The 17,162-nt window shown below is 68.7% G+C and carries 9 protein-coding genes; 4 read left to right on the top strand and 5 right to left on the bottom strand.

Annotated features, from left to right (window positions below; genetic code table 11):
• Positions 1 to 158: 158 nt before the first annotated feature.
• Together ABZV44_RS21505 and ABZV44_RS21500 are read left to right on the top strand one after the other, a co-directional pair.
• Complete coding sequence (locus tag ABZV44_RS21505; RefSeq protein ID WP_354839104.1) at positions 159 to 1,607, top strand: FAD-binding oxidoreductase; 1,449 nt, start codon at positions 159 to 161, stop codon at positions 1,605 to 1,607.
• Positions 1,604 to 2,920: a class I SAM-dependent methyltransferase gene (locus tag ABZV44_RS21500; protein ID WP_354838840.1), complete on the top strand. Its 1,317-nt coding sequence runs from the start codon at positions 1,604 to 1,606 to the stop codon at positions 2,918 to 2,920. The genes ABZV44_RS21505 and ABZV44_RS21500 overlap by 4 nt, the downstream gene beginning before the upstream one ends.
• A 56-nt stretch (positions 2,921 to 2,976) precedes the next feature.
• Here the strand turns inward: ABZV44_RS21500 and ABZV44_RS21495 are convergent, their stop codons facing one another.
• From ABZV44_RS21495 to ABZV44_RS21475, 5 genes are all read right to left on the bottom strand, one after another.
• On the bottom strand, positions 2,977 to 4,449 hold the full coding sequence (locus ABZV44_RS21495) for an alpha/beta hydrolase-fold protein (RefSeq protein WP_354838837.1): 1,473 nt from the start codon (positions 4,447 to 4,449) through the stop codon (positions 2,977 to 2,979).
• Positions 4,450 to 4,560: 111 nt separating this feature from the next.
• A complete protein-coding gene (locus tag ABZV44_RS21490; RefSeq protein WP_354838834.1) occupies positions 4,561 to 8,100 on the bottom strand; it encodes a protein kinase in 3,540 nt (1,179 codons plus the stop codon).
• A 259-nt stretch (positions 8,101 to 8,359) separates the two neighbouring features.
• On the bottom strand, positions 8,360 to 10,513 hold the full coding sequence (locus ABZV44_RS21485; protein WP_354838831.1) for a 3-hydroxyacyl-CoA dehydrogenase NAD-binding domain-containing protein: 2,154 nt from the start codon (positions 10,511 to 10,513) through the stop codon (positions 8,360 to 8,362).
• Positions 10,514 to 10,550: 37 nt separating this feature from the next.
• Positions 10,551 to 11,762 carry an acetyl-CoA C-acetyltransferase gene (locus ABZV44_RS21480; RefSeq protein WP_354838828.1) on the bottom strand — a complete coding sequence of 404 codons (1,212 nt, stop codon included), beginning with the start codon at positions 11,760 to 11,762 and terminating at the stop codon, positions 10,551 to 10,553.
• 258 nt (positions 11,763 to 12,020) lie between these two features.
• Positions 12,021 to 14,483, bottom strand: a complete 2,463-nt coding sequence (locus ABZV44_RS21475; RefSeq protein WP_354838825.1) for a DNA polymerase III subunit gamma and tau — start codon at positions 14,481 to 14,483, stop codon at positions 12,021 to 12,023.
• A gap of 425 nt (positions 14,484 to 14,908) precedes the next feature.
• On the opposite strand from ABZV44_RS21475, the gene ABZV44_RS21470 reads away from it, so the two are divergent.
• Together ABZV44_RS21470 and ABZV44_RS21465 are read left to right on the top strand one after the other, a co-directional pair.
• Positions 14,909 to 15,742: a hypothetical protein gene (locus tag ABZV44_RS21470; RefSeq protein WP_354838822.1), complete on the top strand. Its 834-nt coding sequence runs from the start codon at positions 14,909 to 14,911 to the stop codon at positions 15,740 to 15,742.
• Between the two features lie 106 nt (positions 15,743 to 15,848).
• Positions 15,849 to 17,144: an ammonium transporter gene (locus ABZV44_RS21465; RefSeq protein WP_354838819.1), complete on the top strand. Its 1,296-nt coding sequence runs from the start codon at positions 15,849 to 15,851 to the stop codon at positions 17,142 to 17,144.
• Positions 17,145 to 17,162 lie beyond the last annotated feature (18 nt).

Below are 17,162 nucleotides of genomic sequence, written 5' to 3'. Positions count from 1 at the left end.
GCTGAAGTAACAATCATCACGCCGGGGACGGGAATACCCTCGCTACACGGCAGGTCGCACCCGCCGACACGCATGCAAACTGTGCGTGAAAACCCGCCCCGCCGGTGCTCCCCTGCTGGCCGTACCGGTCGGTGCACGCTAGGTTTCCGAAGGTGGCAGTGAGTCTGTTGGGGAAGGCCGGCCGCGCACCGGCCGCACAGGAATCAGGTTTCGCCGCGCATCGGGCCGGAGTCGATCGCCTCCTGGCCTCGTACCGCGCCATCCCGCCGGATGCGAACATCCGGCTGGCCAAGAAGACGTCCAACCTCTTCCGAGCCCGGGCGCGCAGCACCGCGCCCGGGCTCGATGTGTCCGGATTGACGCAGGTCATCGCGGTGGACCCGGGGGCCCGCACGGCCGACGTGGCCGGCATGACCACCTACGAGGACCTGGTCGCCACCACCCTGCGCTACGGGCTGGCACCGTTCGTGGTGCCGCAGCTGAAGACCATCACCCTGGGCGGCGCGGTCACCGGACTGGGCATCGAGTCCACCTCGTTCCGCAACGGTCTCCCGCACGAATCCGTGCTCGAGATCGACGTGCTCACCGGCGCCGGTGAGATCGTCACCGCCACCCGGGACGGCGAACACGCGGATCTTTTCCGCGGATTCCCGAATTCCTACGGCACGCTCGGGTACTCGACCCGACTGAAGATAGAACTCGAACCGGTGCTGCCCTACGTGGCATTGCGGCACATACGGTTCCACGATCTGCGGGAGCTGGAGGCGACGATGACACAGATCATCGCGGACCGCTCCCACGACGGCGAACCGGTCGACTACCTCGACGGCGTGGTCTTCACCGCCGACGAGAGCTACCTGATCCTGGGCCGCCAGACCGACGAGCCCGGCCCGGTCAGCGACTACACCGGCATGGACATCTACTACCGATCCATCCAGCACGATTCCGCACGGCCCAAGCGCGATCGGCTGACCATCCACGACTACCTGTGGCGCTGGGACACCGACTGGTTCTGGTGCTCACGGGCATTCGGGGCGCAGAACCCGCGGATCCGGCGCTTCTGGCCCCGGCAGTACCGGCGCTCCAGCTTCTACTGGAAGCTGATCGCGCTGGATCACCGGTACGCGATCGGCGACAAGATCGAGGCGCGGCACGGGAATCCGCCGCGCGAACGGGTGGTGCAGGACATCGAGGTGCCCATCGAGCACACCGCGGATTTCGTGGAGTGGTTCCTGCGCGAGATCCCCATCGAGCCGATCTGGTTGTGCCCCTTGCGCTTGCGCGACAACCCCGCGGAGGCGCAGGACGCGGCCGAACGCCCCTGGCCGCTCTATCCGCTGGAGCCCGGTCGCACCTACGTCAATGTCGGTTTCTGGTCGGCCGTGCCGACCGTGCCGGGACAGCCCGACGGCGCGGCCAACCGTGCCATCGAGCGCAAGGTGTCCGAACTGGACGGTCATAAATCCCTGTATTCGGACTCCTTCTACGGCCAGGATGAATTCGCCTCCCTCTACTACGGCGGCGATACGTATCCCACCCTCAGGAAACGCTACGACCCGGATTCTCGTCTACTGGATCTGTATTCGAAGGCGGTGCAACGCAAGTGACCACGTACAAGGACCGTTCCGACGTATTCGCCGAGCTCGGAACCAAACTCAGCATTGCCGAGATCTTCGAGACCCTCCTCGACGGACCCGTACCGATCCGCCTGACCTGCTACGACGGCAGCAGCGCCGGCCCGGAGGACTCGGAATTCGGCCTGGAGATCACCACCCCGCGCGGCGTCAACTTCATCGCCACCGCGCCCGGCGACCTCGGCATGGCCCGCGCCTACATCTCCGGTGACCTGATCGCCCACGGCGTCGAACCCGGCGACCCCTACGCCCTGCTGAAGGCCATGGCGGGCATGAAGTTCCGCCGCCCCACCGCCCTGCAGCTGGTGGTCATCGCCCGCTCGCTGGGCTGGGAACTGCTCAAGCCGGTGCCCCCGCCGCCGCAGGAGGCCATGCCGCGCTGGCGGCGCATCGCGCTGGAAGGCCTGCGGCACAGCAAGACTCGTGACGCCGAGGCCATTCACCACCACTACGACGTCTCCAACACGTTCTACGAGTACGTGCTGGGCCCGTCCATGACCTACACCTGCGCGGCCTACGAGGACCCGGCCTGGACGCTGGAGCAGGCCCAGGAGAACAAGTACCGCTTGGTCTTCGAAAAACTGAACCTGAAGCCCGGCGACCGGCTGCTCGACATCGGCTGCGGCTGGGGCGGCATGGTGCGCTACGCCGCCAAGCGGGGCGTGCGGGTCATCGGCGCCACCCTCTCGGCCGAGCAGGCCGAGTGGGCGCAGGCCAAGATCGCCGAGGACGGCCTGTCCGACCTCGCCGAGGTGCGCCACAGCGACTATCGCGATGTGCGCGAGGACGAGTTCGACGCGGTCTCCTCCATCGGGCTCACCGAGCACATCGGCGTGCACAACTACCCTGCCTACTTCGAATTCATCAAGTCGAAGCTGAAGGTCGGCGGCCTGTTCCTGAACCACTCCATCACCCGGCCGGACAACACCCGCATCACCAAGGCGGGCGACTTCATCGACCGCTACGTCTTCCCCGACGGCGAACTGGCCGGCTCCGGCCGCATCATCTCCGAGGTCCAGAACGTGGGCCTCGAGGTGCTGCACGAGGAGAACCTGCGCCGGCACTACGCCCTCACCCTCGCCGAATGGTGCGACAACCTGGTGAAGAACTGGGATGCCGCCGTCGAGGAGGTCGGCGAGGGCACCGCCAAGGTGTGGGGCCTCTACATGGCCGGCTGTCAGCTCGGCTTCGAGCGCAATGTGGTGCAGCTGCACCAGATCCTGGGCGTCAAGCTCGGCGCGGACCAGGCCTGGACCGTGCCGCTGCGCCCCTGGTGGAAGGCGTAGGAACCCTCGTAAGACGACGCAGGCGTGCGGCTTTCGCCGCACGCCTGCTTTCGCTGCTACGAGGACAGGCCCGCCACCGGAATTCCCAGGCGCGCGGTCATCCACGGGAATGACGAGGTGAAGGCCGCCGCCGCGAACTGCCAGGTGTGCCCGCCCTCGGTGGTGTGCACCGTGCAGTTGATATTGACCTGCCGCCCCTGGGCACAGAGCGCCTCGGCCGCGCCGACCTCGCCGGTGTCGTAGACGCCGTCCTTGCCGCCCATGCCGACCTTGCTCTCGTCGATCGACTGCTGCTGCACGTAGGCCTTCGCCTTGGGGTCGGAGGCCATCTTCTTCTGCCACGCGGGCGGCGTCAGATCGTCGAACAGGCCGGCCGTATCGGTATACGGGCCGTGCTTCTGCATCACGGTGGTGGGATCGAAGGCCGCCCAGGCCTGCTCGCTGCCGCCGAAGAGCCGCTTGACGGTCTGCTCCTTGTTGCCCGCGGCCGGACCGAGATCGCCCGCGATATCCACGAAGGTGCCGAACAGTTCCGGATGCATGGTCGCCAGATCCACCGCGCAGGTCCCGCCCATGGACCATCCGACGATCCCCCACTTCGCGGGATCCGCGGACGCGCCGAAGGTCGATTCCACATAGGCGGGAACATCATTGGTGAGGTGGTCGGCCGCATCGCCGCGCGGGCCGTTCACGCATTCGGTGTCGTTGTTGAAACTGCCACCGGAATCGACGAACACCAGGATCGGCGTCCGGCCGTTGTTGGACTTCGCGAAATCGTCCACGCTGGGCATGATCTGACCGCTGCGCACCCAGTCCGCCGGCGTATTGAACTCGCCGCCGATCATCATGACCACCGGCAGGGTGGGCGGCTCGTCGCCCTGGAACCAGGCCGGCGGCAGGTACACGTATTCGGTGCGGTGATTGAAGTGGCTACCCGATTCCGGAATGTCCACCGGCACGATCCGCCCGGTTCCCACATTCGTGTTCCGCAGCGACGCCAGCGAATCCAGGCTGGCCTGATGCGGCAGCGGTTCCGCCGTCATGGCAGCCCACGCCGCGTTCGCGGTCGGGTAGTACCCCACCCACTGGTTCAGCACGACACCCACGTTCAGCAGCGCCGCCGGCACGGCCAGCACGGCCACGATCCGCTGCCACCAGCCACCGGTTCGGATGCCGACCACCGCGGCGGCGAGCGCCGCCCCCGCCAGGCCGATCGCGATCCACAGCAGCACCGGCGCCGGATCCGACGCCAGCCCCTCGTCGTTGGTGTACATCCAGGAGGCCCACACCAGCCCGAGCGCGAACACCACGCAGACCGGCACCCACAACAGCCACCACCGGCGGGTGAAGCGCGCGAACGCCACCACCAGCAGGAAGACCGCGACGAAGGTGATCACCTGGGGCAGCCAGCCGTGCAGCAGTGAAACCCCGTGGTGGAAGCCGCCCCTGAATCCGGTCTGGGTCTGTGCGGGCAACTGCGGTGCCGGAGGCACGGCGGGCGGGGACTGCAGCATCGTCGTCACAGGCACGTCGGCGATTCTCGACACCATTCCTCGAGAAACCCTGTGAATAGGCTGCATGAAGCCTGGATGCTGGGCGAGCTCACTCGAATTCGCCGGTCGTACCGCTGAATCCGCTGTTCAGAGCAGGGAATCGAGAAATCGGCGCGGCAGCTCCGGCGCCTCGGTACCGGCGTCCAGCGGCATCTCGTGGCGCATGGTGCGCAGGATGTTCACCACGCCCGGCCCGGCATCGAGCAGCGGCCGGGACCAGCCCAGCCCGGCGCAGCGGACCACCACCGGGGTGAGCACCGCGATGGACTCCCCGAGCCAGCCTGAGACCGACAGGCATTCGGCCAGCAGCAGCGCCGCGTCGAGTTCGGCGCGCGGCCGATGCTGTTCGCGGATGCGTGAATACAGGGCGCGGGCGCGCTTGACCGCGGTGTCGTCGGCACCGAGCGGGGCCAAGTCGTCGGTGGCGCGGTCCTCGCCGCGGTAGTGCCGGGCCAGCAGGGCACGGATGGTGGCGATCTCCTCCGCCTCGGCGGCCAGCGCCGCCGCGCCGGTGGCGTGCCGCAGCGCGCGGGCCATCGGATCGGTGACCAGGCCCGCGGTCAGCGCATCGGCGGGCAGGCCCAGCCGCAGGCGTTCGGCCCGGACCTGGGCGGCCAGGCGGGTGAGCCGGCGGTCGGCCGCGATGCGCGCGCCTTCGTCCAGGCGCGCCGCGGCGGTCTCCAGGTCACCGCGGACCGCCTTCACCCGGGCCCCGCTCACGAAGATGGTGACCAGGAAGTCCACCGGGCCGACCCGGGCGGTCAGCTCGTGGCTCTGATCCAGCAGCCGCTCGGCGCTGTCGAGGTCACCGCGCCGGTAGGCCACCTCGCCCAGCAGCGCGGCCGCCACCCGCGCCGAGTTCGAGCGGGACCCCGCGCGGTCGCGGGCGATCTGCCACGCCTGCTCGAAACACCGGGTGGCGGTGTCGATATCGAGCTGCTCGTAGGCGGCGTCGCCCTGTGCGCAGCGGCCGAACACCTCGCCCAGCGGATCGGCCGACCGCACGTGATAGGGCGCGGCCCACTCCTGCATGTCCCGGGCGCCCTCGAAGTCGAAGTCGCACAGGCGCACGAAGGAAGCCAGATTCGCGGCCGTCGACACCGTCCACGCCGGGAGGTCGTCGGCCAGCTTGAGGCATTCGGTGATCTTGTCCAGCACACCCTCGGTGCGGTCGCGGGCCACCTGATCGGCCGCGGCCAGCACCGCCGCCTGACAGCGCTGGTTCACCGCCTCGGCGTCGTCGGTGCCACTGCGCGCCAGCATGTTCGACAACCGCCCCAGCGCGGTCCGGGCCGCACCGGACTGCTGCAGGTTCACATTGGCCCGGGCCAGCGCCATCAGCAGCTTGCTACGCGAAGCCACCTGCTGCACCGGCAGTTTCGACACCGTGCCGAACAGGGTCGCCAGCCGAGCGCTGTCGATCAGGTCCATGCCGCCCTTCTCGACCAGGTCCAGCGCGTACTTCAGGTCGGTGGCGGCCAGCGCGTGATCGACCGACTGCTTGATCAGATTGTGCTCGGCGAACCAGCGAGAAGCCTTGCCGTGCAACTTCTTCAACTGCCCGGGCTGGGCCCGGTCCAGGCGGGCGCGCAGGTGCTCGGCCACCACCGGCTGCATCCGGTACCAGCTCGGATCGTCGGCGAGCCGGTGCACGAACAGTTCCCGCCGCTCGGCCTGATCCAGCAGTTCGGCTGCGTCCTTCGCTCCGGACAGCGCCTCGGCCAGCGAGGCGTTCACGCGTTCGGGAACGGCTATGGCGCTGAGGAATTCGAGCATGTGCGGCTCGATGGTGTCGAGCACGTTCTCGGCGAGGTACTCGCGAATCTCCTTGTTGTCGCCGGAGAGTCCGGTGATCAGCCGGTCCACGTCGTGATCGGCCGACCGCAGCGAGAGCCCCGCCAGCTGGATCGCGGCGGGCCAGCCGTCGGTGGCGGTGTGGATCTGCTCCACCTGCCGCTCGCTCAGCTCCAGCGCCATGCGCTCGACCAGGATCTGCCGGGTCTCCGCCTCGGTCAGCCGCAGCTGACGGGATCCGATCTCGACCAGTTCGTCGGCCACCTGCAGGCGGCTCAGCGGCAGCCCGGTCCGCTCCCGGCTGGTGATGACGAAACGCAGGTCGTGCGAACAGTTGTCGAGCAGCGACTCCATCGCCCGCTGCGCCCCCGCGTCGGTGATCCGATGCCAGTCGTCCACCACCACGACCACCGGGCTGCCGCTCGCCTGCACCTCGTCGATCAGCGCCGACACCGCGTACGGCACCGCCTCGGCGGGCCGTTCCTCCAGCAGTTGCTCGAGCCCCGCGCCGATCTCGGGCCGCACCTTGCGGATGGCGGCGATGATGTGGGCCAGCAGCCACACCTCGTTGTCGTCGTCGCGGTCGATGCCGATCCAGGCCACCGCCACCCCGCGATCGGTGAGCTCGGCACACCACTGCGCGGCGAGGGTGCTCTTGCCGAATCCGGCCGGGGCGTGGATCACCGCCAGCCGGCGGCGACCGCCCGCGCGCAGCGGTTCCAGCAGCCGGGGGCGTGGTATCGGCTCGCGCGCCGGGGTCGGGGGCAGGAATTTCGTTGCGGCCGTGGGCGGCAGCGTATTGCCGACGGCCCCGAACTCGGTGGTGCCGGAGGCCGCGAACACGGCGCTGGGATTGCCCTGCGGCCGCAGCGTCAGCGAGTGGGTGCGCGGGGCGGTGACCACGGTGTGCGTGCGCCGGCGCGAATATGTCCGGGTGGCAGCGGAATCCGTGCCGTCCACTCCGGGCTGTTCACTCTCGAGCAGCGCCATCTCGTCCGGGACCTGCCCGTGCTCACCCTGCACGGTCCGCAGCAGCTCTCCGAATTCCACGGCGCTGCCGGGCCGATCACGCGGATCCGGCGACATGGCCGCCTCGATCGCCGCCGCCACGTCGGCCGGAATCTCGAGCTCCCGCAGATCCGGCACCGGCTGGCTGGTGATGCGCAGGAACTGCGCCACGATCTTCTCCCCGGCCTGCCGTTCGAAGGCGGCGTGACCGGTCAGCAGCGCGAAGAGGGTGGAGCCCAGCCCGTACACATCCGAGCGCACGGTCGGCTCGTCACCCTTGAGCACCTCGGGCGCGGTGAACGCGGGCGAACCGGTGATCAGACTCGTCGAGGTGCGGAAACCTCCTGGGATACGGGCGATTCCGAAGTCGGTGAGCTGCGGTTCCCCGTAGCGGCTCAACAGCACATTCGCCGGTTTCACGTCCCGGTGCAGCACTTCGGCCCGGTGCGCGGTCTCGATGGCCCCCGCCAGCTTCACCCCGACCCGCACCGAATCCGTCCAGGACAGCGGACCGCTGTCCCGCACCACCTGTTCCAGGGAACCACGGGTGGCATAGGGCATCACGATGAAGGGCCGCCCACTGGGCGTCACATCCACCTGCAGGATGTCGACGATGTTCGGATGCCCCGACAGCCGGCCCATGGCGTGTTCCTCACGCAGGAACCGCTCCCGGCTCTCGTCGTCGATCTCGGTGGAGAGCACCTTGACCGCCACCACCCGGTCCAGGGCGCGCTGGGCACAGCGGTACACCACCCCGAAACCGCCCCGGCCGATCTCCTCCGCGTCGAACAGGCCCATGGCCTCGAGCTCGTCGTCGAGGGTCATGGGAAGGTAGGACTGCGTGGAGTCTTCGGGAGGGGCCTGCTCACTCCGCGAGCCGCCCGGGCGCGCCTGTGGATTCATCTGGACCTGCCTCCGGTGTTCTCCCGCGCATCTTCCAACGTAGCGCGGACCGCACGGGCGTGTGGACCTTTCACTCAGCTCCGGGCGTCCCGTCCGGTCCTCGTCACACACCTGTAAAACACCCGGCCCGGGCCGCGTATTCGCGACCCGGGCCGGGTGTTTCAGCGCTGGAGCGCCGATGTCACTTGCGCAGCGAAGCCGGAACCTCGAAGCGGCTGCCGAACTTGGCGGCCAGCTCGTCGGCGCGAGCCACGAAGGCTTCCTGTCCACCCGGGTAGCCCACGATGAACTGGTGGGTGCCACCGGTCCAGGCCGGGAAGCCGATGCCGAAGATCGAGCCGATGTTGGCGTCGGCGGTCGAGGTCAGCACGTTCTCGTCGAAGCACTTCTGGGTCTCGATGGCCTCGGCGAACAGCATGCGGTCCTTCAGGTCCTGCAGCGAGACGCCCTCGGGCAGCTCGGTGGAGGTCTTGAAGGTGGAGCGCAGCTCCGACCACAGGCCGGTGGCCTTGCCGTCGACGTAGTCGTAGAAGCCCGCGCCGCCGGCCTTGCCCTTGCGGTCGAACTCGCCCACCAGCTTGTCGAGGATCTGCGCGGTCGCGCCGGAGGCGGCGTCGATCTCGCCACCGGCGGCCACGATGGCCTCGGCGGTCTCCTTGTAGATCTTCTGCATGGTGGTGAAGTTCAGCTCGTCCGACAGCTTCAGCGGCGCCGCCGGGTAGCCCGCCTGCAGACCGGCCTGCTCGATGGTCTGCGGGTCGATGCCCTCACCGAGCATCATGATGGCCTCGTTGATGAACTTGCCGATCACGCGCGAGGTGTAGAAGCCGCGCGAGTCGTTCACCACGATCGGGGTCTTGCGGATGGCGAGGGTGTAGTCGTACACCCGGGCCAGCGCCTCGTCGGAGGTCTTCTCACCCTTGATGATCTCGACCAGCGGCATCTTGTCGACCGGCGAGAAGAAGTGGATGCCGATGAAGTCCTCGGCCCGCTTCACGCCATTGGCCAGCAGGGTGATCGGCAGGGTCGAGGTGTTGGAGCCGAGCAGCGCGTCGGCGTCCACGATGTCCTCGATCTCGCCGAAGACCTTCGCCTTGAGCTCCGGGTTCTCGAACACGGCCTCGATGACGAAGTCCACGCCCGCGAAGTCGGCCGCGTCGGCGGTCGGCTTGATGCGGTCGAGCAGGGTCTTCGACTTCTCCTCGGTGGTCTTGCCACGCGAGAGCGCCTTCTCCTCGAGCTTGACCGAGTAGTCCTTGCCCTTGTTGGCGGCCTCGATGGTGACGTCCTTCAGGACGACGTCGATGCCGGCCTTGGCGGTGACGTACGCGATGCCCGCGCCCATCATGCCCGCGCCGATCACGCCGACCTTCTTGATCTCACGCTTCGGCACGTCCTTCGGACGCGAACCGCCGTTGTTGATGTGCTGCAGGTCGAAGAAGAACGCCTGGATCATGTTCTTGGCGACCGGACCGGTCAGCAGGGACACGAAGTAGCGCGACTCGATCAGCGAGGCGGAGTCGAAGTCGACCTGCGCGCCCTCGATGGCGGCGGACATGATCGCCTTGGGGGCGGGCATGTTCTGGCCCTTGAGCTGCTTGCGCAGGTTGGCCGGGAAGGCCGGCAGGTTGGCGGCCAGCGACGGGGTGGAGGGGGTGCCGCCCGGGATCTTGTAGCCCTTGACGTCCCACGGCTGCACGCCCGCCTCGGGGTTGGCCTTGATCCACGCCTTGGCGGCCGGGACCAGCTCCTCGACGGAGGCGACGGTCTCGTGAATGAGGCCGGTGGCCTTGGCCTTCTGCGCGTTGAACTTCTGGCCCTGCAGCAGCACGCCCATCAGGCCGTTCGCGATGCCGAGCATGCGGGTGATGCGGGTGACGCCGCCACCGGCCGGGAGCAGGCCCAGGGAGACCTCGGGCAGACCCAGCTGCACGGCCTTGATGTCGGCCGCGATGCGGTGGTGGGTGGCCAGGGTGATCTCCAGGCCGCCACCCAGGGCAGCACCGTTGATGGCCGAAACCACCGGCTTGCCAAGGGTTTCCAGACGACGCAGGTCGTCCTTGATGAAGGTCAGTTCCTCCATGATGGCCGCGGCGTCCGCCGGGGTGGTCTGCATCATGTTCTTGAGGTCACCGCCGGCGAAGAAGGTCTTCTTCGCGGAGGTGATGACGACACCGGTGATGTCGTCCTTCTCGGCGACCAGGCGGTCCACCGTGGCCCGCATGGAGTCCTTGTAGAGCTGGTTCATGGTGTTGGCGCCCTGGTTCGGGTCGTCCATGGTCAGCACGACGATGCCGTCGGCGTCCTTTTCCCAGCCGATCATGTTCTCGGTCATTGTTTTCGATTCTCCTGAAGATGAAAGTCGGTGGGCGTCAGACGCGCTCGATGATGGTGGCGACACCCATGCCGCCGCCGATGCAGAGGGTGACCAGCGCGTAGCGCGCGTTGCGGCGGTGCAGCTCGTCGACCATGGTGCCGGTGATCATGGCGCCGGTGGCGCCCAGCGGGTGGCCCATGGCGATCGCGCCACCGTTGACGTTCAGCTTCTCGTCCGGGATGTTCAGGTCCTTCTGGAACTTCAGGACGACGGAGGCGAAGGCCTCGTTGATCTCGAACAGGTCGATGTCATCGACCGTCAGGCCCGCCTTGGCCAGCGCCTTGTGCGCGGCCGGGGTCGGACCGGTCAGCATGATGGTGGCGTCGGCGCCGGAGGTGGCGGTGGCGACGATGCGGGCGCGCGGGGTCAGACCCGAAGCGGCGCCGGCCTCCTCGGAGCCGACCAGCACCAGCGCGGCGCCGTCGACGATGCCGGAGGAGTTACCACCGGTGTGGACGTGTTCGATCTTCTCGACGTAGGTGTAGCGCTGCATGGCGACGGCGTCGAAGCCGCCCATGTCACCGATGCCGGCGAAGGCCGGGTTCAGCTTGCCCAGGTCGGCGGCGGTGGTGCCGGGACGCATGTGCTCGTCGTTGTCCAGGACGGTCAGGCCGTTGATGTCCTTGACCGGGACGACGGAGCGCGAGAAGTAGCCGTTCTTCCAGGCCTGCTCGGCCAGGTTCTGCGAGCGGACCGCGTAGGCGTCCACGTCGTCGCGGGAGAAGCCCTCGATGGTGGCGATCAGGTCGGCCGAAATGCCCTGCGGCACAATGTAAGCGTTGTAGCTGGTCCACGGGTCCATGAACATGGCGCCGCCGTCGGAGCCCATCGGCACGCGGGACATGGACTCCACGCCACCGGCCAGCACCAGGTCGTCGAAGCCCGAGCGGACCTTCTGCGCGGCCATGTTGACGGCCTCCAGGCCGGAGGCGCAGAAGCGGTTGATCTGCACGCCGCCGACGGTGTCGGGGAGGTTCGCGGTGAGCACGGTGGTGCGGGCGATGTCGGCGCCCTGATCACCGACCGGGGAGACGACGCCCAGGATGATGTCCGAGATGCGGTCCTCGTCCAGGTTCGGGAACCGGTTCCGCAGCTCCTCGACCAGACCGGTGGTCAGATCGATCGGCTTGACCGAGTGCAGCGAGCCCTTCCGGTTCTTGCCGCGCGGGGTGCGGATGGCCTCGTAAATGTAGGCCTCTGTGGTCATATCGGAGTTTTCCTCTCTTGGGTGCGCCGTCACCGCGTTGTGCGGGCAGTGCCATGGCTATAACCTCGCCGACCGGCCCCACGACCGATCGCCTAGACGCTGTACAAAACAGCGTCCCGAGCAGGCTCGTTGACGCTCCGGAAGCCCGTACGCCCGGGCATACCTTAGAACCTCGCGAAACCGATACTCACGGCCACCCGATCATAGTACCGAACTATGCGAACTCCGGTTAACTTAAGTTGCCCCGCAGTGGAACTGTCAACCCTCGAGAGGTGTGGCCCCCAACTCCGCCCGCAGCAGTGCTAGCGCCACCTCATCCGGGTCGCGGCGCTCCTCCGGAGGCACCGGCTTCGCCGACTCCTCCAGCATCTCCCGCTCCTCCTCCGGCGTAGTAGCAGGTGGGACGCCGTCATAACCTACCGGTGAGTAGTCCCCCGGCCCCGGATCGTCCGGAAGATCCGGCCCGTCAGGCAGCGGAATATCGTCGTCCGGCGGCGCGAACCGGGCGCTGTCCGCATCGAACGGATCCCCGCCCGCCGGACCCGGATCCGCGGGCGCCGGAGCGGCGGGCGCCGCGGTGCTCCCCCACCCAGCGGCCGCCGCGGGCTCGGCGACCGGTGCGGCCGCGGCCGCCTTGGCCTGACTCGGGCGCGAGAATTTCGGCGCGGCCTTCTTGGGCGCGGGCTGCCCGCCCGCCGGGGCCCGCCCCGCCGCCTTGGCCGCCGATCCGCCACCGGCGGCCGGTCCCCCGACCTCCCACCGCACATCGTGGTCGCGCCCCAGCACGGCCCGGACCGCCGACCGCACCGCGTCCAGGTTCTGCGGCTGCGACAACCGCTGCGCCAGCGGCGCGTGCAGGTGCGCGAAAACGATCGTCTCCCCTTCGACCCGCGCCACACTGGCGCCGGTCAGCAGGGCCTGCACCGCGGCACCGAAGTCCCGCACCTTGGCCCTGATGTCCGCCCAGGCCGCCTCGATCTCCTGCAGCACGGCGTCACCCACGGGCGCGGCGGCCGCCGGAGCAGCGACCTCGGCCGGTGCCGCGACCGGCTCGGCCGGGGCGGCCTGCCGAGGCGCGGCAACCGGCTCGGGCGCGGGGACAGGCGCCGGCGCGGGGGTCACGACCGGCTCGGCCTCGGCCACCGGCTCCACGACCGGCGCGGCCGCGATCGGATCGGCAACCGGCGCAACGGATTCGGCCGCCACCGGCGCGGGCATGGGGTCAGGAGCAGCCGGAACCGATTGCGGCGCAGGGCCTTCCGCTACCGGGGTCGCCGCAACCTGCGGTGCGGCGCTGCCCACCGGGCTCAGCTCAGGCGGCCGGACCGCGGTGCCGCCGGTGACGGCCTGCGGTGCGGGATCAGCGGACTGCACCGGCGCGGACGCCGTCTCGGCAGCGGAAGCTGCCGGCGTGCCGGACTTTTCGGCGCGCAGCGCGGCCAGGGCCGCGGCTCCGCGCCGGCGGTTGTCGCCGCCGGCCGAGGGCACGGCGGGAGCGGCGGATGAGGCCGCGGCCGGGGAGGCCGAGGGGGCCTGCGCCTGCTGCGGGGCGGCGGGGATTGCGCCGCTTGCCATTCGGCGCTCCAGCAGCTCGAGGCGCTGGAGGGTGGCGGTTTCGGCGTCCGAGGCCGCCGGAAGAAGCATGCGGGCACTGATGACTTCGAGCAGCAGGCGCGGGTTGGTGGCGCCGCGCATGTCGCCGAGGCCCTCGTGCAGGAGTTCGGCGTGGCGGGCCAGGGTGGCGGCGCCGAGGCGCTCGGCCTGGGAGCGCATGCGGTCGATGACGTCTCCGGGCCCGGTGACCAGGTTGCGGTCGGTGGCGTCGGGGACGGCGCGGAGCAGGATCAGGTCGCGCAGCCGCTCGAGCAGGTCGGTGGCGAAGCGGCGGGGGTCATGGCCCGCCTCCACCACGCGGTCGATGGTGCCGAACAGGGCCGCGCCGTCGGAGACGGCAAGCGCCTCGATGGCATCGTCGATCAGGGCGACATCGGTGACGCCGAGCAGCGAGACCGCACGCGCATAGGTGACGCCATCGGGACCCGCGCCCGCCAGCAGCTGGTCCAGCACACTGAGGCTGTCGCGGGGGGAGCCGCCGCCGGCGCGAATCACCAAGGGGTACACCGACTCTTCGACCTGCACCCCCTCCTGGTCGCAGATCTTGCCGAGCAGTCCGCGCATGGTGGCGGGCGGGAGCAGCCGGAAGGGGTAGTGGTGGGTACGCGAGCGGATGGTGGGCAGCACCTTGTCCGGCTCGGTGGTGGCGAAGACGAAGATCAGGTGGGCGGGCGGCTCCTCCACGATCTTGAGCAGCGCGTTGAAGCCCGCGGTGGTGACCATGTGCGCCTCGTCGACGATGAAGACGCGGTACCGGGATTCGGCCGGGGCGTAGAAGGCGCGGTCGCGCAGTTCGCGGGTGTCGTCCACACCGCCGTGGCTGGCGGCGTCGAGCTCGATGACATCGAGATTGCCGGATCCGCCCGGGCCGAGCGCGACGCAGGACGAGCAGACGCCGCACGGCTTGGAAGTCGGGCCCTGCACGCAGTTCAGCGAGCGCGCGAGGATGCGCGCGGAGGAGGTCTTGCCACAACCGCGCGGTCCCGAGAAGAGATAGGCATGACTGATCCGCCCGGTGTCGAGCGCGATACTCAGGGGATCGGTGACGTGCTCCTGACCCACCACTTCAGCGAACGTTGCCGGTCGGTACTTCCGGTACAGAGCCACGTGGAGAGGTTACCGGGGCGCACCGACAGGCGGTGCCGCGCCGCCGGGCCGGTCGTCCGGTACGCCGCTGATGTCCGGCCGCCCACTCGGACTATGGCGTAAATCACACTCATTCCTGAGGCCCGATCAGAACCGACCGTCCCGAACGGCTATCTCGACAACTCCCACAGCAAATTCTCAGCGTGTCCATAGCGGCCATTTGTCCAAGACCTCTGACCTGCTATGTCACCTGATACAGACTTACGTTCTGTTTCAACTCCAGAGATCCGACATAACGATCCAGTCAATCGATGGGGCAAGATCGCAATCGCTTGGCTACCGTGGACGACGGCAACTTCGGTAGCCAAACCTTCATCAGGTTGGTCGCCCCGGCCGGTCCCTCATCCCGGCCGGAGCACAACCAAATCCCCCGGAGGACATGCCTCGTGCAGCCGTGTGACGACATCGCCGCAGCCTGGCTCTCCAGTACCGAATTCGCCGGCGATGCCGCCGCGGTCGGACTGCTCAGCCGGGCCATCAGCCCGCACGATTACGACATCCGGCGCGACTCCCTACCCGTGTCCGCCGCTGCCGATCCGGCCACCGCGGGCGCGATTCTGGAACTGCTGCAGCGCGGCCAGGTGCCGACCCTGGCGGCGATCCACACCCTCATCGTGCAGAACGACATGCGGGCCGAGGCCGAGCGCATCGAGCGGCTGGGCCGGCGAGCACAGCGCAGCATCGACGATTTCGGACGGGTGCTGGCGAAACTCACCGACAACTACTGGATCGCGCACGGCACCGGCCCGACCCGGCGCGACATTCTGCTCTCCGAACCGGCGATCGCCCTGATCCGCGAGCGGGTGGGCGATATCCCGCCGACCGCCATCAAGCATCTGTGGCTGATCGAGCGCGCCCAGCGCGCGGGCTGGATCGCCTACAACGCCGCGCCCCGATCCCTGTGTGCCGGAAGGCGCTTCCATGCCGCCCGGTACGGTAACCGGGTGTCGCTGCGACCGGTGAACACCATCGGCACGCTGGTCGCGGCGTATCTGCGAGACCAGGTGGCCGAGCAGGGCCGCCCGCCGCGCTGGTCGGTACTGGCCTACGAATTGCGCGACGATCGGGGGCGGCGCGTGTTCAACGACACAGCCGACGCCCGGGCCCAGCAGCAGTGGCTCGTGACCGCCGAATGGATGGCGCTCGACGACGGCAATCCGGTCGCCGGCCCGCGCGGATTGCGTGCGCTGGCCAAAAAGGTCAAGGATCGTCGCAGCTAGGGCTGTTAACGGCAGGTATCCGAAGCCTCATTTTTGTAACAGCGCCTTAACGTGAGGATTCGGTAACTTCCACGCAACGCGATCACCGCGTGGAAGGAGTTACCGCATGACACCTCATCTCGACCCGGCGGCGACGGCCTGGCTGCTGGCCGCCACGGCGCTGGTGCTGCTGATGACACCCGGACTGGCGATCTTCTACGGCGGCATGGTGCGGTCCAGCGGTGTGCTCAACATGCTGATGATGAGCTTCATCTCGATTCCGCTGGTCGCGGTGGCGTGGCTGCTGTTCGGGTACAGCCTGGCCTTCGGGGATGACGCGGGCGGCGGGATCATCGGCGATCTCGGGCATTTCGGGCTGGCCGGAATCGACCCGAACACGCTGCACGTGGTGGACAACAAGAGCGGGGCGGCGGTGCCGGAGCTGTTGTTCGTCACCTTCCAGCTGACCTTCGCGATCCTGACCGTGGCGCTGATCAGCGGCGCGATCGCCGATCGCGCCAAGTTCTCGGCGTGGATGATCTTCGTGCCGGCCTGGGCGCTGATCGTGTACGCGCCGATCGCGCACTGGGTGTGGACGCCGGACGGCTGGCTGGCCAAGCTGGGCGCGCTGGATTACGCGGGCGGTCTGGTGGTCGAGATCGCCTCGGGCGCTTCGGCGCTGGCCATGGCGCTGGTGCTGGGACCGCGGGTGGGCTTCAAGACCGATGCCATGCGGCCGCACAATCTGCCGTTCGTCCTGCTGGGCGCGGGCCTGCTGTGGTTCGGCTGGTTCGGCTTCAATGCGGGCTCGGCCCTGGCGGCCAATGGCATTGCCGCCGCGGTGTTCCTGAACACGCTGGTGGCGGGCTGTCTGGGCATGCTGGGCTGGCTGGTGGTCGAGGCGCGGCGCGACGGCAAGCCGACCACCTTCGGCGCGGCCTCGGGCGCGGTGGCCGGTCTGGTCGCGATCACGCCGTCCTGCGGCGAGGTGAGCACCATCGGCGCGGTGATCGTGGGTCTGGTTGCGGGCGTGGTGTGTTCGTTCGCGGTGAGCTGGAAGTTCAAGGGCAACTACGACGATTCGCTGGACGTGGTGGGCGTGCACTTCGTGGGCGGCATCGTGGGCACGCTGCTCATCGGCTTCCTGGCCTCGGCGGTCATGACCGGTGGGCCGAAGGGTCTGTTCTACGGCGGCGGACTGGGTCAGCTGGGTAAGCAGACCGTGGGCGTGCTGACGGTGGCGGCCTTCGCCTTCGGGGTGACCTTCCTGCTGGGGAAGGTGCTGGACAAGCTGATCGGCTTCCGGATCACCAAGGAGGACGAGATCGGCGGCATCGACTTCGCGCTGCACGCGGAGACCGCCTACGCCGAGGGCGTGCACGGGCACGCGCCGAGCCGGATCACCAAGCCGCACGGGCACTGAGCTGTGCGATATTTCGAG

It is taken from the genome of Nocardia sp. NPDC004860 (genome assembly GCF_040609015.1).
Taxonomy (GTDB): Bacteria; Actinomycetota; Actinomycetes; order Mycobacteriales; family Mycobacteriaceae; genus Nocardia.
This window is presented reverse-complemented; position numbering and strand designations above follow the sequence as displayed.

Coding starts and splice junctions, on each gene's coding strand:
- ABZV44_RS21480 (WP_354838828.1), bottom strand. CDS start 11,762: ATGACCACAGAGGCCTACATTTACGAGGCCATCCGCACCCCGCGCGGC.
- ABZV44_RS21490 (WP_354838834.1), bottom strand. CDS start 8,100: ATGACCCTCGACGACGAGCTCGAGGCCATGGGCCTGTTCGACGCGGAG.
- ABZV44_RS21485 (WP_354838831.1), bottom strand. CDS start 10,513: ATGACCGAGAACATGATCGGCTGGGAAAAGGACGCCGACGGCATCGTC.
- ABZV44_RS21465 (WP_354838819.1), top strand. CDS start 15,849: ATGACACCTCATCTCGACCCGGCGGCGACGGCCTGGCTGCTGGCCGCC.